Source organism: Dactylosporangium sp. NPDC049525, from assembly GCF_040676755.1.
In the GTDB taxonomy this organism is placed as follows: Bacteria; Actinomycetota; Actinomycetes; order Mycobacteriales; family Micromonosporaceae; genus Dactylosporangium.
In genome coordinates, this window is record NZ_JBFAPO010000085.1 from 16325 (window position 1) to 38038 (window position 21714).

Here is a 21714-nt window from a genome sequence, read left to right on the forward strand (position 1 = left end):
TGGCGCAGCCCGAACCACCAGCGATCCAGCCCGAAGAACCGGCAAGCCGGCCTGACGGGCCGGCCGTCCAGCCTGAAGGGGAAGCACGGCCAGGGGAAGAACGGCCGGGGGAAGTACGGTCGGCAGGCGAAGCGCCGCCGCCCGGGGGCTCGCGCCGTCTGCTCGTCATCGGGCTCGCCGCCGTCCTCGCGGTGCTGCTGGTCGGCGCCGGCGTCACGGCGTTCGTGCTGGCGAACCGGCCCGACAAGCCGACCGAGGTCGTCGACGCGTACCTGCGCGCGATGCGGGACGGCGACATCGACGCGGCCGTGGCGCGCTGGAACGACCTCGAACCCGTCCGGGCCGGCGGGCCCGGCCTGCGCCAGCGGGTCCGCACCTATCTGGAGCAGCACCGCGACGCCTACCGCAAGGCGCTCAGCGGGCGGAAGTGGACGTCGGAGGCGTACCAGGCGCGGCTCGGCACCGGGGTCAACGTGAAGGTCGGCTCGGCCACCGCCACGTACCTGCTGCTCGGCAGCGACGACGAGGGCTGGGAGATCATGCTCGGCCCCGAGGACACGCTCGGCCGCCCGAGCGCCGACGGCAACCCGCTGCTCACCGCGGCCTGAGCTGCTCACCGCGGCCTGATCCGGATAGCCGTCTGCGAGAGGGTGAGGTCGGTCGTCGACGGGCGAGTTAGCGTCGGTCGTGGCTCCTTCGGAAAGGATCTGTGATGTCCTCGACCGCCACCGTTGTTGCCATCGTCATCATCGTCCTTGCGATTGTCGCGATCGCGGCCGTCGCCATCAGCCGGCACCGCCGGACCGAGGCGTTGCGGCGCCGGTTCGGACCCGAATATGAGCGGGCGGTCGGCGAGCAGCACAGCCGCCGCGCGGCCGAACGCGACCTGCAGGACCGCGAGCGCCGCCACGCCGAGTTGGAGCTCAAGGAGCTCGATCCGCGGCAGCGGCAGCGGTACGCCGAGCAGTGGGAACGCATGCAGGCACACTTCGTGGAGGAGCCCGAGGCCGCGACGCGGGAGGCCGACGAGCTCGTGACGAAGGTGATGGGCGAGCGTGGGTACCCCGTCGACGACTTCGACACCCGCGTGCAGGACCTCAGCGTCGACCATGCCGAGACGATCGGCCACTACCGCGACGCACACGAGATCAACAAGGTGAACGAGCGTGGGCAGGCGTCGACGGAGCAGCTCCGCCAGGCGCTGATGCACTACCGCTCGCTGTTCGCCGAACTCCTCGGCGACACGGGTGGCGGCCGGCCGACCCCGCGGCACGGCTGACGAAGGCAACAGCACTCTCAGGAAGGCGCGATCGCGATGCGTGACAACAGCCCGATCGACCCGGCCGGAACCCAGCAGACGTCCCAGGTGCCCTACTGGTCAGGGGAGACGCAGCCCCAGGCGCCGTCAGGGCAGCCGCGGCCGCAGGCGCCGCAGACCGCAGAACCCACCGCTGCCACTGAACCCGTCCGGGCCGGCGGCACCGACATACCGACGACGCAGTCGGCGACCGAGCAGGCCCAGACCCAGGCGCGGCCGTCCACCACGCAGGAGCAGGGCACCGCGGGGGATCAGAGGATCGCGGGGGAGCAGGGGATCACGCGGGAGCAGGGGATCTGGGACGCCGCCAAGGCCGACGAGTTCCGGAACCGCTGGCACGAGGTGCAGACCCACTTCGTCGAGGACCCGCGCGGCAGCGTCACCGAGGCGCGCCAGCTGGTCGACGAGGCGGTGCAGTCCCTCGCCGACAACGTCCACCAGCGCGAGGAGCAGCTGGAACACGCCGGCGCGCGCTCGTCGGACAGCACCGAGGGCATGCGCGACACCGTGCTGCAGTATCACCAGTTGCTCGACCGGCTGCTCGCCGTCTGACGACGCGACGCTGCCCGGCGGCGGTCACCGACCGCAGGCCGGGCAGCCGTCCGCCGCGGCCGCCGCCAAGAGCAGCCCGGCGGACTGGACTGCGCCGAGCAGCGGGCGGGAGAACTCGTGCCGGTCCGAAGGTGTCTTCGCTACGAAGCTATGCCGGCGCGGAGTTCGGCGACCGCCGTCTCCAGGGCCGCGTCGACGCCGTGCTGGAGCATCCGGACGTAGGTCGCGTCGCCGGCCGCCGCCGCCCGCCGGATGCCCCGTGCCTCGGCGGCCACCCGGTCCCGGACCAGCTCGACGAACGCGCCGGCCGGGCCCGCCCAGCCGTAGGCGTCCAGAAACAGCCGGAGCCGCCGGGGCCGGTCGGCGAACGCCGTGAAGCCCTCGGCCGCCACGACCTGCCGCGCGTGCAATGGCACCCAGCCGAACGCGGTGAACGCCAGGTCCGCCTCGGCCGTCGCCGGCGCGGCGAGATCCCAGTCGAAGAACCCGGTGAGGCGCCCGCCGGCCCACGCGGCGTTGTACGGTGCGGCGTCGTTGTGCCCGACGATCAGCCCGGGTCGCCACGCCGAGCCGTTGCGCCAGCGCGCCCCGACCGGCGGCACGAAGGTCGCGACGGCGGCGTGGAAGTCCCGCAGCCAGCCGGCGACCTGGCCCAGCGCGTCGTCGCTGTGCACCCACGCCGGCCACGGGCGCGCCGTCCCGACCACCGCGCCGGGCAGGAACGACAGCACCTCCCGGCCCTGCTCGTCGAGGCCCAGCGCGCGCGGCGCCCGGTCGAAGCCGACCGCCTCGAGGTGCCGCAGCAGCGCGTGCACCGCGGGCGTCCACGGCCCCGGCGCGCGGCGCACGGTGTCGCCGACGCGGACCGCGCCGCCGTCGAACCCGCCGGCCAGCCGGTGCTCGCCGGTCACTGCTGCCGGCGCTCGCGCAGCAGCTTGGCGATGTCGGCGGCGAGCTCGGTGGTGGCTTCGATCTCGGCCTTGCGGATCGAGACGCTCTCGACGTTGAAGCCATACGGCATGCCCAGGTGCGCACAGAAGTCGGCGAGGTCGCGGGCGATCGCCATGGCCTGCCGGTAGGACTCGGCGAGCGGGTCGTTGGCATGCCGGATCGAATTCTCCAGCCAGCGTGGCACCTCCACGCCGAGCCAGCGGACGAACTCGAGCGTTTTCAGCGAACCGCACAGCGACAGCGTGAAGATGACGGTCCGCGGTGCCGTGCCGCGCGACCGGCACTCGTAGACGTAGTCGGAGATGAGGTTCTTCGTGTCGTTCACGTTGTACACCACCTGGGAGACGAAGAACGTGCAGCCCCGCTCCTGCTTCGCCAGCATGCGCAGGTGCTCGTCGCCGCCGCGGGTGTGCCGCTCGCCGATGACCACCCCGCCCAGCGGCAGCTCGGGACGAACCTCCTGGCGCACGGCGTGGGCGCGGCGGATGTCCGTGCGCACCGACTTGTCGCCCGAGGAGGCGCCGACGAAGACCCCGAGCACCCGCTCCGGGTCGGCGTGCCGCAGCCAGTCGGCCAGGTCCTTCTCGTCATACTTGCCGACACAGCGGTAGATGACCGCCGGACGGTCCCAGCCGCCGAGATGCTCCGCGTGATACTCGGCCGGGTCCATGGTGGGCAGATACGGAAACGGCCGCTCGTCAGGGTTTCGGTCGGACTCGTCGTCGATGTCATACAGGATCAGCCCGTCCACGTCGAGCGGGGCAAGCCGCTCCAGCGTGACCGCGGCGATCTCCTTGATGCGTTCGGGCGTCGCATTGCGCCGCGGCGGCGTCAGGCTGAACAGCAGCACGCCCGGCCGCGCCTCGGCAAGCATGCGCTGCAGCCCGGGCCGCGCCCCGGCGAAATCCCCATCGCTCATGCGACCACCTTACGAGCGGCCACTCAATCGGGGATCGAGAATGTGTCCTGCCCCACCCGCGGCTCGGGCGGACCCGTCAGCGCGCGCCGAACAGGACCGCCGCGGCGCATCACACCGTGCGGATGAGGGCGCAGAGCTCATCGCGGACTCCAGGCCACCGCTCGGCCAGGGCGATCCTCGCCGGTCTGACGAACGCGTCGGCCAGCCGCCGCAGTACCAACGCGACCGCCGCCTGCCGCAGCGCCTCGGGACCGCCGCGGAGCCTGGCGTCAAGGTCCGGGTCGTCGTGGCCGAACTCGCCCGGAGCGCTGGGATCGTCGGGGATCCGGCCGAGTCCGGCCGGGCGCCCTCGGAGCCGTTGGTCTGGAACATCGTCACGTCGTCGCCGACCTGGGCCAGAAACGCGACGAGGAACGGGCTCGGGTCGTCGTCGCGCAGGTCGTTGACGTGCGGGAACCTGATCTCGTCAAGGTTGATCCGCGCGGCCCGCAGGCGGCGGATCACGCCGTCGACGGTCACCGGTGCGCCGGCGGGCTGGATCACCGTCCAGCTCAGGCCCTCGGCATACCAGGACCGGTTGAGCAGCAGGTCGCGGTAGTGCTCGACGGACGCCACGGGGTTCAGCTTGCCAGAGGGGCGGGGGTCGCCACGGGACCCCCGCCCCGGCGTACGTCAGGCGTACGTCTCGAACTCGGCGACCCGCGGGGTGCCGGTGGCGGTGGTGATCTCGAAGGTCACCTTCTTCATCGAGGTGCGGGTGAAGGTGACGACGCCCGCGCCGGTGCCGGAGGCCAGCACGGCGCCGGTGTCGCCGTTGAGGAGCCGCCAGTTGCGGATGACGCCGGTGGCGCCGGACGCCTCGCGGATGTTGACCCGGGAGATGGCGGTAGCGGCGCTCCACTTGATGGAGATGGTCCCGGTGGTGCCGGCCGGGGACCAGTACGTGCTCAGGTTGCCGTCACGCACGTCGCCGTAGCTGGTGCCGCTGGCCTTGCTGGAACCGTCGGAACCGGCGCCGATGCTGAGGTTGGTGCCACCCTGCGTCGGCCCGGGGCTGGACGGTGCGGGCGAGGAGGGGCCCGGCGAGGAGGGGCGGGGGGAGGATGAGGTGGGTCCGCCGGTCGGGCTGGTCGGGGTGCAGCTGCCGTCGGACACCTGCAGGCCCTTGTTCGCGCCCGCGGTGCGGCTCACCACGTCCGGCACGCAGTTGGCCGGGTCGAGGGCGAAGGAGTACGGGATGCTGACGCTGGTGTTGGACGTCGGGTTCGGGCCCGCCGGGTTGGTGTCGGTGCCCTTCGCCGACCAGGTCACGTTGTCGAAGATGTTGCCGCTGACCTGCCAGAAGCCGGCCTCGCTGGTGTAGAACGTGCCGATGACGTCCTTGGAGTTCTTGAAGTAGTTGTTGTCGATCCTGGCCCGCGCGCCGGCCCGGGAGTTGATGCCGGACTCGTTGAGCGTGACGTAGGAGTTGTTGTAGATGTGCGCGATGCCGCCGCGCAGCAGCGGCGTGCGGGAGTCGATGTTCGAGTACGAGTTGTGGTGGAAGGTGATGAAGCTGTTGCCGCGGTCGCTCTCGCTGGAGCCGATGAGGCCGCCGCGGCCGGAGTTCTTCAAAGTGCTGTAGGACAGCGTCACGTACTGCACGTCGTCCTTGAGGTCGAACAGGCCGTCGTAGCCCGCGGACTCGCCGCCGGACGCCTCGAGCGAGGTGTGGTCGACCCACACGTTGCGCACGGTGCTCTCCATGCCGATGGCGTCGCCGCCGTTGGACGTCGGCGAGCCGGACTTCTTGACGTTCTTGACGGTCACGTTCTGGATGATGATGTTGCTGGAGTCACGGATGTGGATGCCCAGCTGGTCGAAGACCGCGCCGCCGCCCACGCCGATGATCGTGACGTTGCTGATCTCCTTGAGCTCGATCTTGTCGGCGGCGGTGTTGCAGCTGGAGCCCGACACCTTCGTGGTGTTGCCGTGGTTGATGGTGCCCTCGACCTGGATGATGATCGGGGTGCTGCTGCTGGCCCGGTTGCACAGCGCGGTGTGGATGGCGGTGCCGGTCGTGGCCCGGACCGTCGCGCCGCCGGCGCCGCCGGTCGTGCCGCCGTTCTGGGTCGCGAAGCCGGTCACGCCGCCGGTCGCCGCGGACGCTTCGGTCGTGGACAGGGCGATGCCGATCGCGGCGCCGACCACCGTCGTGGCCAGCGCCGCGACGGTGGCTCGCAGCGCAAGCCGGCGGTGCTTTCGAACGGTTTGGCTCATGAAAACCTCCGGTGAGGCGGAGTGGTACGGCGGCGACGCGTCCTCGTGCCGTACCGCGCAGTCAGGAGGCGTTTCCCAGGCGGGGGAGCGGCGCTGATCTGCATCGACGAGATCCGATCATAGGAAAGCGCTTTCCTTGACGGCAATACCAGCGATGTGCAGGTTTGTTGCAGTCGGGCAGGTGCGCCGGGGCGGTGAAAATTTCAGCCGCGCGCCAGGATCCGCTCCAGCAGGCTCGCGACCCTCGGGTCGGACAGCGCCGCCGGCTGGTGCACCAGGTGGTAGGTGACCGGCGGCAGGTCGGTGACCGGCCGCGCGACCAGCCCGGGCGGCGGCGGCACGCACCCGTTGACCACCGCGAGCCCCACGCCGAGCGCGACGAACTGCGCGATCAGCGGCCAGCCCTCGGCTTCCACGGCGACCGCCCAGCCGACCCCGGCGGCCCGCATCGCCTGCTCCAGCAGGACTCTGTGCGGCCGGTGCTGCGGCGGTACGACCAGGCTCAGGCCCTCCAGGTCCCGCAGGGCCACCGACCGGCGCCTGGCCAGCCGGTGTCGTTCGGGCACGAACAGCACCTGCGGGAACGTGGCCAGCTCCACGGCGGTCAGGTCCTCGGGCAGGACGTCGAGCACGCTGACCCCGAGGTGTGCCTGGCCGGTGCGCACGGCGGCGAGCATCTGCCGGTGGTCGCAGTTGATCAGGCGGAGCCGGGTCGGCTCGTCGGCGAGCACGGCCCGGATGGTGTCGCCCAGCAGGTACAGGTAGGCGCCCTGGCCGGCGGCGAGGACCACCGGCCGCCGCGGCGCGATCCCGGCGAACTCGGCCAGGAACTGCGCGAGCCGCTCGTCGTGCGCCCGGGCGAACCGGGCCACCGCCGCGCCGTCGGCGGTGAGCACCAGCCGCCGGCCGACGCGGTGATACAGCGGCCGCCCCAGTTCCTGCGCCAGCTTGTTGATTTTCACGTGCAGCGCGGGTTGCGAGATGTGCAGCTGCTCGGCGGCGCGGGTGAAGTTGAGATGGTCGGCGAACACGACGAACGCGGCGAGCGCCCGCTGATCCATAACGTCCGACTATAGTCGCGCCGGCAAGAATAGTTCTGCACTAGGCCCGCGGCGCTCAGGCTGAGATGCATGAACGCACAGCATCTGCGACTCGGCGTCGACATCGGCAGAGTCATCATCGGCGGGGGCGTCGTCCCCGGCAGCAGCGACACCCAGTTCTTCAGCGGCGACACCGCCCGCATGCTGGCCACCCTGGCAGTGCCGGGGGCCTTCGACACGCTCGCCCGCCTCGTGCCGCGATTCGAGCAGGTGTGGCTGGTCTCCAAGTGCGGCGAGCGGGTCCAGCGCCACACCCGGCAGTGGCTGGACCACCACGACTTCGCCGTCCGCACCGGCATCCCGCGCGAGCACCTCCGGTTCTGCCTCAAGCGCCCGGACAAGGCGGCGCACTGCGCGCAGCTCGGCATCACCCACTTCGTCGACGACAAGCTCGACGTGCACCAGGCCCTGCGCGGCGTCGTGGCGCACCGGTACCTCTTCGGCGCCCAGCCGGCGCCGGCGCCGTCCTGGGTCCAGCACACCGAGACCTGGGCCGACGCCGAGGCCGCGATCCTGCACAGCCTCGCCGGATCCGCCGACCGCGGCTGAGCCCCGCGCTGCCGTGCAGGCGGCGCGGTGCAGGCGGCGTGGTCAGGTGGCGCGGTCAGGCGGCGCGGTGCAGGCGGCCGAAGGTGCTTTGATGGAACACGAGGGGCTCGGCGCCGCGCTCGGCGTGCAGGTCGTGGATGCGCAGCAGGACGATGTCGTGGTCGCCGGCGGGCAGTTCACGCTCGATGCTGCAGTCGAGCCAGGCGCACGCGCCGTCGAGCAGGATCTCGCCGAAGTTGCTGGCCCGCCACGTCGCGCCGGTGAACCGGTCGCCGGTGCGGGAGCTCAGCTGGCGGCCCAGGTGCTCCTGGCCGGCGCTCAGGACGCTGACGCCGAGGCGCTCCGCCCGGCGCAGGACCGGCCAGGTCGTCGAGGTCTTCGCGATGCACACCGAGGCCAGCGGGGGATCGAGGGACACCGAGGTGAACGAGCTCGCGGCCAGCCCGACGGGCGTCCCGTCGACGAACGCGGCGACGGCGGTGACACCGGTCGGGAACGCGCCGAAGACCCGGCGCAGGTCGGCGGGGTGCAGCGCCGTGTGCGTGTCCATCTATGGCCTGCCTTTCGTTGCCGCGGCGTAGTGCGCCTCGGCCTGCCGGGAGATCCGGCGCAGCGCGAGGTCCGGTGCCATCTCGGCCCACAGGTGCGGCTCGGGCGGCACCTCGTCGCCGAACCCGCTGAGGTCTCCGAGGCCGGCGATGCGCCGGGCGAGCCGCGCGGCGAGATTCAGGGGCCGGCCCACTGCGGGCTGGAACGGCAGGTGATGGGTCAGCTGCATGAGCGCAGTCTATCAAAAACCCTACCATTCCAATAGGATTAGTTTTCGCTGGACCGGGCCGGGAGCGGCGGCAGCGCGAGGTTGTCACGCAGGGTAGGGCCCAGGTAGTCGTCCTTGACGATGCGGCGCTTGCGCAGCTCGTGCAGCAGGCCGTTGACGACGAAGTCGTGCTCGCGTGGATCCGCCAGGCCGCCGATCGACAGCACGTCCAGCACGCCCGCGCGGAACCGCTCCTCGACCGCGTCGGCGATCTGCTCGGGGGTACCGGCCTCGGCCCAGTGCCCGGTGTCCTGGGCGGCAATGATGAGCTCACGCAGCGTGTACCCGCTGCGCGCGTACCCGCTGAAGATCTCGACCCGGCCGCGGCGCCGGTGCACCGACGACACGTCGGGCAGCAGGTGCTCCGGCAGCGTCTCGTCGAGCTTCGCCTCGGACAGGTCCACGCCGCCGCCGAGCATGTCGGTGACCAGCGCCCGGCCGGCCTCGAAGTCGATCGCCTCGTGCCGGTCGCGGACCCGCCGCCGCGCCTCCTCCTCGGTCGCGCCGAACGTGGCGTGCAGGGAGCTGAAGATGCGCGGCAGGCCCGCCGGCCGGCCGAACGCCGCGGCGCGGGCCCGGATCCGGTCGGTGTACTCCCGCGCGACCGGCAGCGTCGACAAGGCGGTGAAGACGACCTCGGCGTAGCGGGCGCCGAGCTCGATGCCGGCCGCGGACTGCCCCGCCTGGATCTGCACCGGCCGGCCCTGCGGCAGCGGCGGGATGTTCAGCGGCCCGGCGACGCTGAAGTACTTCCCGACGTGGTCGATCGGCCGCACCCTGGCCCGGTCGAGCACCGCCGTGCCGCCGGGGCCGAGCCGCAGCGCGCCGGGCCGCCAGCTGTCCCAGAGCGCGTTGACGACCTCCAGGGTCTCGGCCGCGCGGGCGTAGCGCTCCTCGGGGCCGGGCAGGCCGTCCGGGCCGAAGTTCTCCTCGCCGATCGACGACGTCACGAGGTTCCACGCGGCGCGGCCGTTGCTGACGTGATCGAGCGTGCCGAACAGCCGGGCCAGGTTGAACGGGTGGTGGAACGTCGTGGAGACCGTCGCGATCAGCCCGATCCGGGTCGTCACCTGGCTCAGCGCCGCGACGTACACCAGCGGCTCCTGCGCGCCGATCGTGCCCTGCGCGCCGAAGGTCAGCAGGTCGGGCACGAAGAGCGCGTCGAACCTGGCCGCCTCGGCCAGCTCGGCGACCCTGCGCGCGGTGTCGACGGTGGACCTGGCCGGGTCCAGCGCCAGCTCGTAGGTGCCGGGGTGGCCGCCGGCGCCGGTGACGGTCGCGAGCGTGCGGGGTGGGTGGGCGGTCATGCCCGAACCATATTCCTACCAGTTCAGTAGTGAAATATGTCAGCCGTCACACGGTAGCCGTACCCAGCGGCGCGCGACCGTAACCGTCCGCGGTCAACGGTCGTTGGGGACTTGGGCAGGAGCAGGCGAGGTAGGCGACCAGTCGAGCTTTGCGTGGGGGTCTGGGTCGGATGTTGATGCGACGAGCGGAATCCGCGGGCGGCAACGCGTCGAGGTCCACGGCGGCGTGGACCCTGGCCATCGCGGTCACCGGGTATGTGCTGCACTACTGGACCTGGATGCTGGTCGGCCCGCTCGGCCCGCAGCTGGGACACCGGTACGGGCTGGGCGCGGGGACGTGGGCGCTGCTCGGCATCGCCCCGCTGGTGGTCGGCGTCCTCGTGCGGATCCCCGCCGGGGTGCTCACCGACCGGTTCGGCGCCCGGGTCATGCTGCCCGCGATCAGCCTCGCCACCGCCCTAGCGGTGCTGGGGCTGGCTGTCGCCGACGGGCTGCCGGGGCTGATCGTGGTGGCGTGCGCGACCGGCGTCGCCGGTGCGGCGCTCCCGGCCGGTGCCGCGGCGGTGGTGCGCGCCGTCCGCCCGGGGTGCCGCGGCATGGCACTGAGCGTTTTCGCCGCGGGCATGTGTCTCTCCGCGACCGCGGGCGTCCTCTCCCGGACGCTGGTGAGCGTCGACCAGGGATACGGGCTGCTGATCCTGGCCGGTGCGCTGCTCGCCTTCGGCGCACTGGCCGCCGCGGTCCTGCGCGACGGGCCCGGCCCGAAGTTCCACCCGCCCGTCGCGTGGTCGGTGGCCACGGGTCTGCTGCGCCGGCCGGTGACCCGCTACCTGGCCGTGTGGTACGGCGTGTCCAGCGGCGGCCTCGTCGCGCTCGACCTGTACCTGCCCGGCTACCTGCACCGCACCTACGGCGTCGGCTGGACGCCCGCGATGCTCTGCGCGGCCGCCGGCATCGGCATCGGCGCGGCCGCCGGACCCTTCGGCGGCTGGCTGTGCCGGCACCGCGCACCCACCGCCGTGCTCGGCACCTGCTTCGCCGTCCTCGCCGCCGTGCTGCTGATCCTGGCCTTCGACCCGCCGCTGGTCTGGGTCGCCGCCCCGGCCCTGGCCGGCGTCGCGTTCGCGCTGGGCATCGCGTTCGGCAGCGTGCTCGCGCTCATCGGCCGCACTGCCCCGCCCGCGCAGGCCGGCACGATCGCCGGGGTGATCAGCGCCATCGGCAGCGCGGTCGGGCTGTTCCCGGCGCTGCTGCTGACCGTCGTGCACGGCATCAACGGCTCGTACACCATCGGCCTGATCCTCCTCGCCAGCGCCGCGCTCGGCGGTGCGGGCAGCCTCCGCGCGCGGCGCACCTGGATCGGCGCCGCCGTCGCCTTCCCGGCCCCGGCCGTCCTCGCGACGGATGCGGGGTCGCAGGCGGCCACCACCGTCGTGTCGCTGACGGGGCGGCAGATCCGCGCGTACCTCGGCGACGTCACCGCCGCCCTCGCCGCGCTCGCCACCCGGCACGAGCTCGCGATCGTCTACGCCGACCCGGACCCGTCCGGCGGCACCGGCCTGGGCTTCCCGCTCGTCGCCGGGCTGCGCCAGCACCTGCCGGCGCACACGGTGCTGGCCATCACCGCCGAGACCCCGCCGCACCCGCACGAGACGGCCGCGATCGCCGCGATGATCGACGCGGGCACGATCCCCATCATCCTGGTGGCCGGCACCGACCCGACCCCGATCGCGACGCTGCTGGCCGCGGCGGTCCACGCCGACCAGGTGCTGCACCTGACCCCCGACCGGATCGAGGGCCTCGTCCCGCGCCCGCACCCGCGGCTCCCGGCGCCCGGGTTCGCGGTGATCGACGGTCCGCGATAGGTGCACGCGCGGCCGACCCGGGCCTCAGCTCCGGCCGGCCCCGGCGTCCATCCGTTCGGCGCGCCGGCGCCGGCGGATCCGGCGGTACAGCAGGAACACCACGACCGCCAGCAGCACTGTTGCCGTGGCGACGGTGACGGTGAACCACACCGGCCACGGTCCGCGGTCCGGATCGGCGGGGCGCACCACCAGCGACGGCAGCAGCCCGGTCGCCACCCGGATCTGATACGCCTGGCAGGTCTTCAGCCCGAACTCACAGCTCATCCCGGGATCGAAGCGGCTGAGCACCGTGCCCGGGCCGCCGGCCAGCGGCACGTCCCGCAGCTCGCCCGGCCCGCTGCCGGCCGCCACCTGGGCGAGCACGCGGTCGGCCGCACGCCAGCCGAGCATCTCCTCGGCCGCGATCGGCTCCGGCACCGGGCCACCCGCCCCGGTCGCGTCGACGAACACGATGCGCCGGTGGTACTCGATGACGCCGGGACCGCCGGAGGACGTCGTGACGCCCGTCGCGGCGAGCAACCGCCCGTCCGGCGACCACGCCGCGTGGGTCGTCAGGATGTGCTCGGCGGGCAGGTCGACGGTCCGCGCGACGCGACCGGTGCGGTCGACGATCTGGACCTGCCGGCCGGTCTGCACCGCGACGAGCTGCCCGTCGGGCGCGAACGACGCGGCCGTGACCGGGGTCACCGCGCTGAGCGTGCTCTGCCGGCCCGTGTCGAGGTCGACGAGGACGAGCACCCCGGTCGCCCGTGACTCGCCGGCCATGTCGTTGTACTGGTCACCCATCGGCATCGGCACCGCCGAGTATGCCAGGGTCCGTCCGTCGGGGGAGAACGCGAGCGGCAGCGCACCCGTCGGCGCCGGCAGCGGCACGGCCCGCCGCCGGCCGGTGTGCAGGTCGATGAGCGTCAGCGCGGCGACGGCCTCGCGGTCGTCGGTGACGACCGCGGTCGTGCCGTCCGGCGACAGCAGCCACGGCCGGATGCCCCGCTTGCCTTCGGCCGCGTCGAGCTGGCGGTAGGTGTCCCGGTCCGCGCCGAGCGCGAGAGGCTGGAACAGGTTGATGGTCTCGCCGCTGCCGAACTGGTACAGCATGACCGCCCGCCCGCCGGGTGAGCGGCCGGCCTTGGCGGTCAGCGAGGAATATGGCGCGATGCGATCCGGCAGCGACGGTGACCCGTCCGGCCCGGCGGGCAGCAACGCCGGTGCGGGGCGCAACAGGCCGAGGCCGCCGGCGACCAGGGCAAGGGCGACGATGACGGCGGCGGCGACGGCGGTGGCCCGTCGGCGGCGGACCGAGGCGCGCCCGGCGGCGACGACGTGCTCGACATACTGCGCGGGCAGCGGCGGCTCGTCGAGCGGGACGGACTGGAACAGCTGCTCGCTCACCGTGGCTCCCAAGCGTAGTCGGGCATCAGCCGCCGCATCGCCGCGATGGCGTAGGACGTCTGGCTCTTCACCGTGCCCGTGGAGCAGCCGAGCACCCGCGCGGTCTGCGCGACGTCGAGTCCCTCCCAGTAGCGCAGGACGAGCACCGCACGCTGCCCCGGCGCCAGCTTGTCCAGCGCCGCCCGCAGGTCGATCCGGTGTTCGGTGCCCGGCTCGGGCGCCGGCCGGTCGTCGGGCTCGGCGAACAGTCGCACGTTGCGTGACCACCAGGTGCCCCGCTGCTGGAGGAAGACGTTGACCAGGACCTGCCGCACGTACGCGTCCGGGGAGTCGGCGGCGCTGACCTTGGCCCAGTGCCGGTACAACTTGATCAACGCGCCCTGCACGAGGTCGTGCGCCTCGTGCCAGTCGCCGCACAGATGGTAGGCCGTCCGGCGCAGCGCGAGCACGCGACTGCTCACGTACTGCACGTAGGCGTGCTCCTCGTCGGCCCGCATGCGGCTCCCTTCCTGCTCACCTCCTGGATCGTGGCACCAGGGCGATCGGTTGTGTCGTACCGGAGAATTTTGCGTCGAAGGATCTCAGGTTCGCGAAGCGGCCGGGGTCCACGCCGATGACCCCGGCCGCATGCGTGTCGCTGGGAATCAGACGGAGATCCGCCCGGCGCCGGCGCCACCGGTGACGCTGGACTTCACGTTGCTCGCCGTCTCCAGGGTGTACGAGTACGGGATGCTGGCGACGCTGCCGCCGGCCTGACCGCTGCCCGAGTTCACGAAGTAGTTGCTGCGGGCCACGATGGTGCCGGGGCCGGAGTCGGCCTCACCGAGGTGGAACGGGTCGTCGGTGTTCTCGAAGTAGTTGCCCTCCACGAGCACGCCCGCGCCCTCGGTCGAGGCGACGCCGTAGCCGCCCACGTTGTTGTAGTAGTTGTTGTACACGTGGACCGGGTTGCCGAAGCGGACCCGCGGGTGGCGCTGCGTCGAGCCGTCGAACCAGTTGTGGTGGTAGGTCACCCGCAGGTGCCCCCGGTCCTGGCTGCCGTTGTCGTCGCTGTGGCCCAGCAGCATCGACTTGTCGTGGTTGAAGACGCGGTTCCACGACACGGTGATGAAGTCCGAGCCGCGCTTGATGTCGACCGCGCCGTCGTAGCCGTCGCTGAACGTGTTGTGGTCGATCCACACGTTCGTCGACGAGGTCTCCACGTTGATGGCGTCGTCGTTCCAGCCCCTGAACGTCAGGTTCCGAATGATGACGTTCCTGGTGTTGCTGAGGGTGAACCCGCAGCCGACGATCGTCGCGCCGGAGTTGCCGAGGATCGTCTTGTTGGAGGTCACCTTCAGCATGCCGGAGCACGAGATCGTGCCGGACACCCGGATCACCGACGCGCTGCTGGAGCTCAGCGCGCTGGTCAGCGCCGACGCGCTGGACACCGTGGTGCTGGCCGCGCTGCCGCCGCCGGTGGTGCCGCCGTTCTGCGTGGCCCAGCCGGCCAGGCCGGTCTGCGGCGGGGTGGTGGTGCCGCCGAGCTTGACCAGCTGCCACTGCTGGTTCCAGCCGTCCAGGTCGCCGAACTGGGCGATCTTCGCGCCGTCGGCGGTCGACCACTCCCAGACGTCCAGGACCTTGCCGCTGCTGCGGTTCTTGAAGCGCACGTAGCCGTCGGCGGAGTCCAGGACCTGGAACTGCTGCCTGGTGGCGCCGTTGTCGGTGTACTGCACCAGCTGCGTGCCGTCGTCTGAGTTGGGCAGGTCGAGCACCTTGCCGCTGTGCTTCGACTTGATCTTGTAGTAGCCGCTGCCGGCGCTGACGAACTGCCACTGCTGCACGGCCAGGTCGTTGCGGGCGAACTGGTTGATCGGCGCGTTGTCGGCCGTGGCCCAGTTGTAGACGTCCATCGCCTTGCCGCTGTGCCGGTTGACGAAGACGTACGTGGCGCTGGTGTCGATGGTGGCGGCGTCGGCGCTGTACGTCGCCAGGACGGTGGTGCCGCCCGCGATGACCGTCGTGGCGGCGGCGAGCACCACGAGCGGCCATCGGCGCGAGCGGCGCCTCGGGGGACTGGGGGCGGGGGCGGTCTTGGTCATGAGCAACCTCTCCGGTGAATGCGCCCGCCCAGTGGTCGGCAGGAACGGCATGCCTTGGGCAAGCGCTTTCCTGGCAAGTTAGCGCTCACATAGAGATGCGTCAACGACGGATTTTCCGGACGTGAAAGTTTCATCACCGCAGCTCGGAAGCTATGCGGCATTCGCAATGATCGATCTAGAGCCGATCGGGCGCGCCGCGACCATGGGGCGGGTGCCGCACCGCAACGCCGTGCGATGCGGCACCGGGACGCCCTCAGTTGAACAGGTCGTAGGCCGAGGCGGGAGCCGGGGCCGCGGGGGTCGGCTCGGTGACGGGCTGGATGGAGCCGAAGCCGGTGAACGTCAGCTGCAGCGCCAGGTCGGGGTCGATCGATCCGCCGTCGATGGTGAAGGCGGTCAGGCGACCCTTGCCGTCGGTGGTGGCCGTGAACGGCAGGGCCTTGGCCTGGGCGCCGGCCTTCTTCACCGCTTCCTCGGACGGGGCGAGGATGGTGTCGGCGGCCGTCACGTCGACGGTGCCGGTGAAATGGGTCGCGTCGGTGCGCTTGACGTCGGCGAGCCCGTTTCTGAACAGCTCGGTGACGCCGAGCTTCGGGGCGCCCGCCTGGTCCACCGGCAGCGTCGCGGCGGCGTCCAGCTTCGACCTGTCGAACAGCATCCACGTCGCCGGGTCCAGGCCCCACAGCTGGTTCAGGTCCTTGCCGAAGTCGGCCTTGACCCAGAAGTCGGGCGCGATGACGGTGTACGCGACCGACACGGTGAGGTTCTCGATCTTGCCGCCCATGCCCATCAACGCGGACTTGGCGGCGGGGTCGATGCGGCCGTTGCCGGTCATGGTGCCCTGCTTGATGGTGAAGCTGTGCGCGGTGGTGTCCAGGGTCTGCACCGCCGCGAGGAGCGCCTCCTTCGGCGGCAGCGCGGCCGAGGGCGACGCGCCGATGGGCCTGGCCTCCGCGGGCAGGCCCGTCTGCACGTTGGTGGTACAGCCGGCGAGACCGCCCACGGTCAGGGTGAGTGCGAGCAGAACGGTTATGTGTTTCATCTGAAAGGTCCTCCGAATCGAGGTGCGCACCCGGTTCGGGAGGCGCAGCCGTTCGGACCGTACCGGCGCGACGCCACGGCGCAAGCAGGCCGCCGACAGCCGCCGGTGCGGCGACATCGGCGGCCATGCGTCGCCTCGGGTCGTGTTGATCCAGGTCGGGGACGTCCTCGGCGGCTACCTCGCGGCGGCCCGGCGCCCGGCGGGGCGGCCCGCGCTGTCGGGTATCCGCACGAGGCGAATCTCATGCATCAGGCGGGGCCCGTGCCGCATCGTGCGGCCGCCCGGGTCACCGAGCCAGCGCAGCCGGCGCAGCGCGGTGGCCAGTGGCGTGTTCATCGGCGCCGGCCCTGGTGCCGCGGCTGGAGCCGGAAGACCAGTGGGGGAGCCACGTCGTCGGCCTGGCCGCCCGGAACCGGGACGGCGACGACGACGTAGGCCGAGTCGTAGCGGTGTTTGTCTACAGTGGACGGACGTTTGCGGGCACGCGGTGTCGACATCACGATTCCTCACGATGGTGGGTGTCGCTGCGGGAGGCGGGGCGTGTGTCAGGCGGGACAGGAGGCGGACCACACTCGACCGAAGTCGATGTGGTCGCGGGTCCACAGTGGCGTGCGTGCCATGGACACAGTGCAACAGCGCTGACGCGGCCCTGTCAACGCCGGGCGGTCGTTGTTGTCGCTCTTGTCACGGGGACGGGTGCCGGCGTGGACTAAATGCTACTAACCAGATAGGATTCATAGGGAGTATGTCGCGGGCCTCCGCCCGCTGGAGACCCGCTGGAGAAAGGCGTCGCAGATGTCCCTCGTGCTCGCCATCGAGATCGACGGCGACGGCGCCCACCCGGCCGCCTGGCGCCGCGCCGCGCACCCGCCGTCCGAGCTGCTCGGCCCGCGCCGCGTCCGGCACGTCGCCGAGATCGCCGAACGCGCCGGCTTCACCCTGGCGACCCTCGACGACGACCTGCTGCCGCCGGGCGGCCACGGGCCCGCCGGCCGGATCGGCGCGGTGGAGCGGGCGGCGTTCATCGCCGCGTCGACCAGCGTCCTGTCCGTCGCGCCGGTCGTGTCGACGACCTACAGCGAGCCGTTCCACGTCTCCTCACAGCTCGCGTCCCTGGATCACGTGGCCGTGGGGCGGGCCGGATGGGTCGTCGCGACCAGCCCGCAACCCGAGGCCGCCGCGGCGTGGGGCAGGCCAGCCGCAGATCCCGTGCAGGAGGCGGCGGATGCGGTACGGGTGGTGCGCGCCCTGTGGGACTCCTGGGAGGACGACGCCGTGATCCGCGACGTCGCCACCGGCCGGTATCTCGACCGGGACCGCCTGCACTACGTCGACTTCACCGGCGCGACGTACTCCGTGAAGGGCCCGGCGATCGTGCCACGGCCACCGCAGGGGCAACTCGTCGTCCTCGCCCCGGCCGGGCTGGCACCCGACGGCGAGGTCGACGTCGCGCTGGTCGGTGGTGCCGACGTCGAAGCGGTCCGGCGGGCCGCGGCCGCGACGACGACGGCGCGGACCTTCGCCGAGATCGAGGTCGCTCTCGACACGTCCACAGTGGACGGCGCTGACCGGGTGGAGGACCTCGCGCGGCACGCGCCGTGGCCGTCGGCCGGGCGCCTGCGGTACACCGGCGGCCCGGGCGGACTCGTGGCACTGCTGCGTGACCTTGACGGGCACGGCGGCGTGGACGGCGTCCGGCTGCATCCGCTCGTGCTCGACGAGGACCTCGCCGTGCTGTCGCAGCACGTCGTGCCGGCGCTGATCGGCGCGGGCCTCGCCGCCCGCCCGGTGCCCGGCGCGTCGCTGCGGCAGTCGCTGCGCCTGCACCGCCCGAAGAACCGGTTCGCGCTTCCCGGAGGACCAGCATGACCCGTACCGATCCCACAGACGTCCCCAGGCCGGACGCGCAGCTGCACTTCGGCGTGTTCTTCCAGGGCGTGAACTACTGGACGATCTGGTCCGACCCGGCCAGCGGCTCGCAGATCTCGCCGGAGTCCTACCGCAGGGTCGCGCAGACCGGCGAACGCGGCCTCTTCGACGCGTTCTTCCTCGGCGAGGGGCTCAGGCTGCGGGAGGTCGGCGGCCGCATCCACGACCTCGACGTCGCCGGCCGCCCCGACGCCATCACGCAACTGGCGGCGCTCGCCGCGGTCACCAACCGCATCGGCCTGGTGTCGACGACCAACACCACGTTCAACGAGCCCGCCGACCTGGCCCGCCGCCTCGCCGGGCTCGACCTGCTGTCCGGCGGCCGGGCCGGCTGGAACGTCGTCACCACCGACAACGCGTGGACGGGTGAGAACTTCCGCCGCGGCGGCTACCTCGACCACGCCGACCGGTACCGGCGGGCCGAGGAGTTCCTGACCGCCGCCCGCGCCATCTGGGACGGCTGGACCGACGGCGCCGCCGCGACCTCCGCCGACGCCCCGGCGTGGGCCCGGCCCGGCACGATCGCCCCGGTACGCACCCGCGGCGAGCAGTTCACCGTCGACGTCACGCCCACCCTGCCGCGCAGCCGGCAGGGCCACCCCGTCATCTTCCAGGCCGGCGACTCCAGCGACGGCCGCGACTTCGCCGCCCGCAACGCCGACGTCATCTTCTCCGCCCACGGCACCGACTTCGACGACGCCCTCACGTTCGCCGACGACATCCGGGCCCGGCTGCGCGCCGCCGGGCGCCCCGAGGACGACCTGCGCATCCTGCCCGGCACGTCGATCGTCGTCGGCGAGACCGCGGCGGAGGCCGAGGAGAAGGCGGCGTGGGTCCGGCGGGAGCAGATCACGCCGGCCACCGCCCTCGCCCAGGCCGGCCTGCTGTGGAACCTCGACCTCAGCGGCCACGACCCGGACGGCCCGCTGCCCAAGGACGACCCGCGGCCGCAGGACACCAGCGGCGCGTTCGGCGCGGCCCGCGTCGCCGACGCGCAAGGCGTCATCCAGCAGTGGCGCCAGGCCGCCGACGCGAACGGCTGGTCGCTGCGCGAGACGGTCATCCACCTCGGCCAGCGCGCCCGCGGCCACGTCGGCACCCCGCAGGCCCTCGCCGACAAGTTCGCCCACTTCGTGCGCCACGGCGCCGTCGACGGGTTCAACGTCTCGCCGTACCTGGTCCCGCACGGGCTCGACGACATCGTCGACCTGCTCGTGCCGGCGCTGCAGGAACGCGGGATCTACCGCACCGCCTACACCGGCACCACCCTGCGCGAGCACCTGGGACTGCGCCCGCGCCCGTCCACCGAGGACTGAAGGAGCCGCCCGACTCGATCCCGCGGCTGCGCTCCGCCAGCAAGGGGCGCACGACGCTGTTCGACGCGGCGGCCTACGACGCCGAGATGGCACGCATCGGCGCCGACCGCAGCTGGGAGAGTCCGGAGCACCGGGCCGGGCGGCTCAGTCGGAACGTGAGGTCCCGCCGGCATACGCGGGTCCGTCCTGGCGGCGCACAGCGTGGTAGCTGACCGACGTTAGGAGCCGCCGTACGGCACGGTGATGATCTCCAGGTTGTGACCGTCGGCGTCCTCCCAGTACAGGCCGCGGCCGCCGTCGTTGGTGTTGATCGTCGAAGGCTGCCGGTGGCGAGGATCCGCCCAGTACGGCACACCGCGTGCCCGGATGCGGGCGAAGATCTCGTCGAACTCCGGCTCCGACACCAGGAACGCGTAGTGCTGGGGATGCACGGTGCCGTGCTCCTGCATGAAGTCGAGCGAGCAGTTGTTTGCCAGCTCGAGGACCAGGAACGGACCGTACGGCACCGGGTCCGCGACACCCAGCAACTCGGCCAGTAGCCGTGCGGAACGCTCCCGGGTCGCGCACGTGGACGATGGTGTGGTTGAGCTGCACCGGCATGACATCCACGCTACTCCGAGCCGCGGTCGTTGCAGCCGCGTAGACCCTTGCGCCGCCCACGACGTCAAGGACGCTTTCACCAACTGAGGTTCCCGTCGCATGGCGAAGGCCCGGCCGCATCGGCCGGGCCTTCGTCGTCTGCTCAGTTCTCGGAGTCGGCCTTCGGCGCCTTCTGCGACAGTGCGCTACCCGCAGCCTGCTTGTCCTCGGTGCTCGCCTTCGGGTCGCGCAGCACGTCGCTGGCCGCCGACGCCGCCTTCTCGCTGGTCTGCTTGGTGTTCTCAGCCATGGATACCGCTCCTCGCATTCGCTCGATCAGCGCCGGCCCGCGAGGGCCGTCGCACCGCTACAGGAAAGGTTGCCCGTTCTGCGCCGGTTCAATCAGCCATGATGGATCGTGTTCAGGCTCACGGTCTTGACGATGACCGATATCTTGCTGCCATGCCTGCCTCGCTCGGGGTCGATCTCGGCACTTCCCACACCGTCGCGGTCCTTGCCACACCCGACGGGCGGGAGCAGCCGCTGCTGTTCGACTCCAGCCCGCTGCTGCCGTCGGCGGTGTTCGGTACCCCCGACTGCAGGCTCATCGTCGGGCGGGACGCGCTGCGCGAGGGGAGACTGGCTCCGGAGCGCCTCGAGCAGCACCCGAAGCGTCGCGTCGACGACGGCGTGATGCTGCTCGGCGCGCAGGAGTTCCAGGTCGTCGAGGTCTTCGCCGCGCTGCTGCGCCGGGTGGGTGAGGAGGCGGTGCGCGCCGCCGGCAGCCCGTCCCGGGTCGTGCTCACGCATCCGGCGACGTGGGCGGCGCCGCGCCGGCAGGTCCTCGCCGAGGCCGCCGAGGCCGCCGGGTTCGGGTCCGTGACGTTGGTGCCGGAGCCGGTCGCCGCGGCCGTCTACTTCACCACCGTCCTGCGGCGGGACGTGCCGGCCGGGCACGCGCTGGTCGTGTTCGACCTCGGCGCGGGCACCTTCGACACCAGCATCGTCAGCCGGCGGCCCGACGGCGGCTGGCAGGTGGTGTCGGCCGACGGGTCCGACACGGTCGGCGGCGTCGACCTCGACGCGGCGGTCGTCGAGTGGGTCGGGCGGCCGCTCGCCGGGCGCGACCCGGCGCGGTGGAGCCGGCTCATCCATTCACCGGACAGCGAGGACCGGCGACGCCGGCAGCAGCTGTACGACGAAGCCCGCGTCGCCAAGGAACAACTGTCGCGGCAGGCCACGGCGACGGTGCGGGTTCCGCTGTTCGACGTCGACGTGCAGGTCACCCGGGAGGAGTTCGAGCGGCTGGCGCGGCCCCTGCTGGATCAGGCGGTGGCGCTGACGGCCACGACCCTGCTCCGCGCGGGGCTGCGCCTGGACCAGGTCGCCGGGCTGTTCCTGGTCGGCGGGTCGAGCCGGATCCCCCTTGCCGGGACGCTGCTGCACCAGCGGCTCGGCGTCGCGCCGACGCTCATCGAGCAGCCGGAGCTCGTCGTGGCATACGGAAGCCTGCACGCGGCCGGCCTTGCCCCTGCCTCGGCACCCGCGTTCGCCGAGCCCGTGTCCGCCACACCGGTGTCACCCACGCCCGTTTCCGCCGCGCCCTGGTCGGCCGCCGAGCCGACCCCATGGCCCGCCGCGGCCGAGACCGGGGCGGCGCAGGCCGAGGCGGCGCCGATGCCCACCCCCGCGGCGCCGGTCGTGGTGTCCGCCCCGGCGGCCCAGGCCGCGACGTCCG

23 protein-coding genes are annotated in these 21714 nt (G+C 72.3%); 8 read left to right on the forward strand and 15 right to left on the reverse strand.

Annotated elements, in window-relative coordinates:
- Nucleotides 1-191 precede the first annotated feature (191 nt).
- The 3 genes from AB0K00_RS53000 to AB0K00_RS53010 all read left to right on the forward strand — a co-directional run bounded on the left by AB0K00_RS53000 (nucleotide 192) and on the right by AB0K00_RS53010 (nucleotide 1870).
- Nucleotides 192-608: a hypothetical protein gene (locus tag AB0K00_RS53000; RefSeq protein WP_363538481.1), complete on the forward strand. Its 417-nt coding sequence runs from the start codon at nucleotides 192-194 to the stop codon at nucleotides 606-608.
- A gap of 104 nt (nucleotides 609-712) precedes the next feature.
- The gene (locus tag AB0K00_RS53005) at nucleotides 713-1279 is read left to right on the forward strand and encodes a hypothetical protein (protein ID WP_363538482.1); all 567 of its coding nucleotides are present in this window, start codon (nucleotides 713-715) and stop codon (nucleotides 1277-1279) included.
- A gap of 36 nt (nucleotides 1280-1315) precedes the next feature.
- Nucleotides 1316-1870: a hypothetical protein gene (locus AB0K00_RS53010; protein WP_363538483.1), complete on the forward strand. Its 555-nt coding sequence runs from the start codon at nucleotides 1316-1318 to the stop codon at nucleotides 1868-1870.
- A 140-nt stretch (nucleotides 1871-2010) separates the two neighbouring features.
- Here AB0K00_RS53010 and AB0K00_RS53015 read toward each other — a convergent pair whose 3' ends face one another.
- The 5 genes from AB0K00_RS53015 to AB0K00_RS53035 all read right to left on the reverse strand — a co-directional run bounded on the left by AB0K00_RS53015 (nucleotide 2011) and on the right by AB0K00_RS53035 (nucleotide 7060).
- Complete coding sequence (locus tag AB0K00_RS53015; RefSeq protein WP_363538484.1) at nucleotides 2011-2781, reverse strand: phosphotransferase; 771 nt, start codon at nucleotides 2779-2781, stop codon at nucleotides 2011-2013.
- The gene (locus AB0K00_RS53020; protein ID WP_363538485.1) at nucleotides 2778-3740 is read right to left on the reverse strand and encodes a 5,10-methylenetetrahydrofolate reductase; all 963 of its coding nucleotides are present in this window, start codon (nucleotides 3738-3740) and stop codon (nucleotides 2778-2780) included. Before AB0K00_RS53020 ends, AB0K00_RS53015 begins: the two co-directional genes overlap by 4 nt.
- Nucleotides 3741-3749: 9 nt before the next feature.
- Nucleotides 3750-4355, reverse strand: coding sequence for a hypothetical protein (locus AB0K00_RS53025; protein ID WP_363538486.1), 606 nt, complete (start codon nucleotides 4353-4355; stop codon nucleotides 3750-3752).
- Nucleotides 4356-4412: 57 nt separating this feature from the next.
- Nucleotides 4413-5999, reverse strand: coding sequence for a pectate lyase (locus AB0K00_RS53030; RefSeq protein WP_363538487.1), 1587 nt, complete (start codon nucleotides 5997-5999; stop codon nucleotides 4413-4415).
- A gap of 203 nt (nucleotides 6000-6202) precedes the next feature.
- Nucleotides 6203-7060 carry a LysR family transcriptional regulator gene (locus tag AB0K00_RS53035; protein ID WP_363538488.1) on the reverse strand — a complete coding sequence of 286 codons (858 nt, stop codon included), beginning with the start codon at nucleotides 7058-7060 and terminating at the stop codon, nucleotides 6203-6205.
- A 69-nt stretch (nucleotides 7061-7129) separates the two neighbouring features.
- Here AB0K00_RS53035 and AB0K00_RS53040 point away from each other — a divergent pair, with 69 nt between their 5' ends.
- Complete coding sequence (locus tag AB0K00_RS53040) at nucleotides 7130-7648, forward strand: hypothetical protein (protein ID WP_363538489.1); 519 nt, start codon at nucleotides 7130-7132, stop codon at nucleotides 7646-7648.
- A 55-nt stretch (nucleotides 7649-7703) separates the two neighbouring features.
- On the opposite strand, the gene AB0K00_RS53045 is transcribed toward AB0K00_RS53040, so the two are convergent.
- The 3 genes from AB0K00_RS53045 to AB0K00_RS53055 are packed head-to-tail and all read right to left on the reverse strand — an operon-like array spanning nucleotide 7704 to nucleotide 9772.
- Nucleotides 7704-8198, reverse strand: coding sequence for a flavin reductase family protein (locus AB0K00_RS53045; protein ID WP_363538490.1), 495 nt, complete (start codon nucleotides 8196-8198; stop codon nucleotides 7704-7706).
- Nucleotides 8199-8426, reverse strand: a complete 228-nt coding sequence (locus AB0K00_RS53050; RefSeq protein ID WP_363538491.1) for a hypothetical protein — start codon at nucleotides 8424-8426, stop codon at nucleotides 8199-8201. It lies immediately after the preceding gene.
- A gap of 38 nt (nucleotides 8427-8464) precedes the next feature.
- Nucleotides 8465-9772, reverse strand: coding sequence for an NtaA/DmoA family FMN-dependent monooxygenase (locus AB0K00_RS53055; RefSeq protein ID WP_363538492.1), 1308 nt, complete (start codon nucleotides 9770-9772; stop codon nucleotides 8465-8467).
- 176 nt (nucleotides 9773-9948) lie between these two features.
- On the opposite strand from AB0K00_RS53055, the gene AB0K00_RS53060 reads away from it, so the two are divergent.
- Nucleotides 9949-11637, forward strand: coding sequence for an MFS transporter (locus AB0K00_RS53060; protein WP_363538493.1), 1689 nt, complete (start codon nucleotides 9949-9951; stop codon nucleotides 11635-11637).
- 24 nt (nucleotides 11638-11661) lie between these two features.
- Here AB0K00_RS53060 and AB0K00_RS53065 read toward each other — a convergent pair whose 3' ends face one another.
- The 5 genes from AB0K00_RS53065 to AB0K00_RS53085 form a co-directional block, all read right to left on the reverse strand.
- The gene (locus AB0K00_RS53065; protein WP_363538494.1) at nucleotides 11662-13026 is read right to left on the reverse strand and encodes a hypothetical protein; all 1365 of its coding nucleotides are present in this window, start codon (nucleotides 13024-13026) and stop codon (nucleotides 11662-11664) included.
- Nucleotides 13023-13523, reverse strand: coding sequence for a SigE family RNA polymerase sigma factor (locus tag AB0K00_RS53070; RefSeq protein ID WP_363538495.1), 501 nt, complete (start codon nucleotides 13521-13523; stop codon nucleotides 13023-13025). The genes AB0K00_RS53065 and AB0K00_RS53070 overlap by 4 nt, the downstream gene beginning before the upstream one ends.
- 147 nt (nucleotides 13524-13670) lie before the next feature.
- The gene (locus tag AB0K00_RS53075) at nucleotides 13671-15110 is read right to left on the reverse strand and encodes an RICIN domain-containing protein (protein WP_363538496.1); all 1440 of its coding nucleotides are present in this window, start codon (nucleotides 15108-15110) and stop codon (nucleotides 13671-13673) included.
- 253 nt (nucleotides 15111-15363) lie between these two features.
- A complete protein-coding gene (locus AB0K00_RS53080) occupies nucleotides 15364-16152 on the reverse strand; it encodes a hypothetical protein (protein WP_363538497.1) in 789 nt (262 codons plus the stop codon).
- A gap of 174 nt (nucleotides 16153-16326) precedes the next feature.
- The gene (locus AB0K00_RS53085) at nucleotides 16327-16488 is read right to left on the reverse strand and encodes a hypothetical protein (RefSeq protein WP_363538498.1); all 162 of its coding nucleotides are present in this window, start codon (nucleotides 16486-16488) and stop codon (nucleotides 16327-16329) included.
- Between the two features lie 459 nt (nucleotides 16489-16947).
- Here AB0K00_RS53085 and AB0K00_RS53090 point away from each other — a divergent pair, with 459 nt between their 5' ends.
- Together AB0K00_RS53090 and AB0K00_RS53095 are read left to right on the forward strand one after the other, a co-directional pair.
- Entirely contained in the window at nucleotides 16948-18021 is a 1074-nt protein-coding gene (locus AB0K00_RS53090) for an LLM class flavin-dependent oxidoreductase (RefSeq protein ID WP_363538499.1), read from the forward strand.
- Nucleotides 18018-19397, forward strand: coding sequence for an NtaA/DmoA family FMN-dependent monooxygenase (locus AB0K00_RS53095; protein WP_363538500.1), 1380 nt, complete (start codon nucleotides 18018-18020; stop codon nucleotides 19395-19397). The genes AB0K00_RS53090 and AB0K00_RS53095 overlap by 4 nt, the downstream gene beginning before the upstream one ends.
- Before the next feature lie 218 nt (nucleotides 19398-19615).
- Here the strand turns inward: AB0K00_RS53095 and AB0K00_RS53100 are convergent, their stop codons facing one another.
- Nucleotides 19616-19903: a VOC family protein gene (locus AB0K00_RS53100; RefSeq protein ID WP_363538501.1), complete on the reverse strand. Its 288-nt coding sequence runs from the start codon at nucleotides 19901-19903 to the stop codon at nucleotides 19616-19618.
- Nucleotides 19904-20139: 236 nt separating this feature from the next.
- Complete coding sequence (locus AB0K00_RS53105; RefSeq protein WP_363538502.1) at nucleotides 20140-20286, reverse strand: hypothetical protein; 147 nt, start codon at nucleotides 20284-20286, stop codon at nucleotides 20140-20142.
- A gap of 152 nt (nucleotides 20287-20438) precedes the next feature.
- On the opposite strand from AB0K00_RS53105, the gene AB0K00_RS53110 reads away from it, so the two are divergent.
- Nucleotides 20439-21714, forward strand: a 1276-nt coding sequence (locus tag AB0K00_RS53110) for an Hsp70 family protein (protein ID WP_363538503.1), incomplete at its 3' end; no start/stop codon positions are given.

Bases quoted from the DNA above. Each gene is read 5' to 3' on its own strand.
- AB0K00_RS53005 (WP_363538482.1), top strand. From the start codon at position 713: ATGTCCTCGACCGCCACCGTTGTTGCCATCGTCATCATCGTCCTTGCG.
- AB0K00_RS53010 (WP_363538483.1), top strand. From the start codon at position 1,316: ATGCGTGACAACAGCCCGATCGACCCGGCCGGAACCCAGCAGACGTCC.
- AB0K00_RS53020 (WP_363538485.1), bottom strand. From the start codon at position 3,740: ATGAGCGATGGGGATTTCGCCGGGGCGCGGCCCGGGCTGCAGCGCATG.
- AB0K00_RS53030 (WP_363538487.1), bottom strand. From the start codon at position 5,999: ATGAGCCAAACCGTTCGAAAGCACCGCCGGCTTGCGCTGCGAGCCACC.
- AB0K00_RS53035 (WP_363538488.1), bottom strand. From the start codon at position 7,060: ATGGATCAGCGGGCGCTCGCCGCGTTCGTCGTGTTCGCCGACCATCTC.
- AB0K00_RS53040 (WP_363538489.1), top strand. From the start codon at position 7,130: ATGAACGCACAGCATCTGCGACTCGGCGTCGACATCGGCAGAGTCATC.
- AB0K00_RS53045 (WP_363538490.1), bottom strand. From the start codon at position 8,198: ATGGACACGCACACGGCGCTGCACCCCGCCGACCTGCGCCGGGTCTTC.
- AB0K00_RS53050 (WP_363538491.1), bottom strand. From the start codon at position 8,426: ATGCAGCTGACCCATCACCTGCCGTTCCAGCCCGCAGTGGGCCGGCCC.
- AB0K00_RS53055 (WP_363538492.1), bottom strand. From the start codon at position 9,772: ATGACCGCCCACCCACCCCGCACGCTCGCGACCGTCACCGGCGCCGGC.
- AB0K00_RS53060 (WP_363538493.1), top strand. From the start codon at position 9,949: ATGCGACGAGCGGAATCCGCGGGCGGCAACGCGTCGAGGTCCACGGCG.
- AB0K00_RS53070 (WP_363538495.1), bottom strand. From the start codon at position 13,523: ATGCGGGCCGACGAGGAGCACGCCTACGTGCAGTACGTGAGCAGTCGC.
- AB0K00_RS53075 (WP_363538496.1), bottom strand. From the start codon at position 15,110: ATGACCAAGACCGCCCCCGCCCCCAGTCCCCCGAGGCGCCGCTCGCGC.
- AB0K00_RS53080 (WP_363538497.1), bottom strand. From the start codon at position 16,152: ATGAAACACATAACCGTTCTGCTCGCACTCACCCTGACCGTGGGCGGT.
- AB0K00_RS53085 (WP_363538498.1), bottom strand. From the start codon at position 16,488: ATGAACACGCCACTGGCCACCGCGCTGCGCCGGCTGCGCTGGCTCGGT.
- AB0K00_RS53090 (WP_363538499.1), top strand. From the start codon at position 16,948: ATGTCCCTCGTGCTCGCCATCGAGATCGACGGCGACGGCGCCCACCCG.
- AB0K00_RS53095 (WP_363538500.1), top strand. From the start codon at position 18,018: ATGACCCGTACCGATCCCACAGACGTCCCCAGGCCGGACGCGCAGCTG.
- AB0K00_RS53105 (WP_363538502.1), bottom strand. From the start codon at position 20,286: ATGGCTGAGAACACCAAGCAGACCAGCGAGAAGGCGGCGTCGGCGGCC.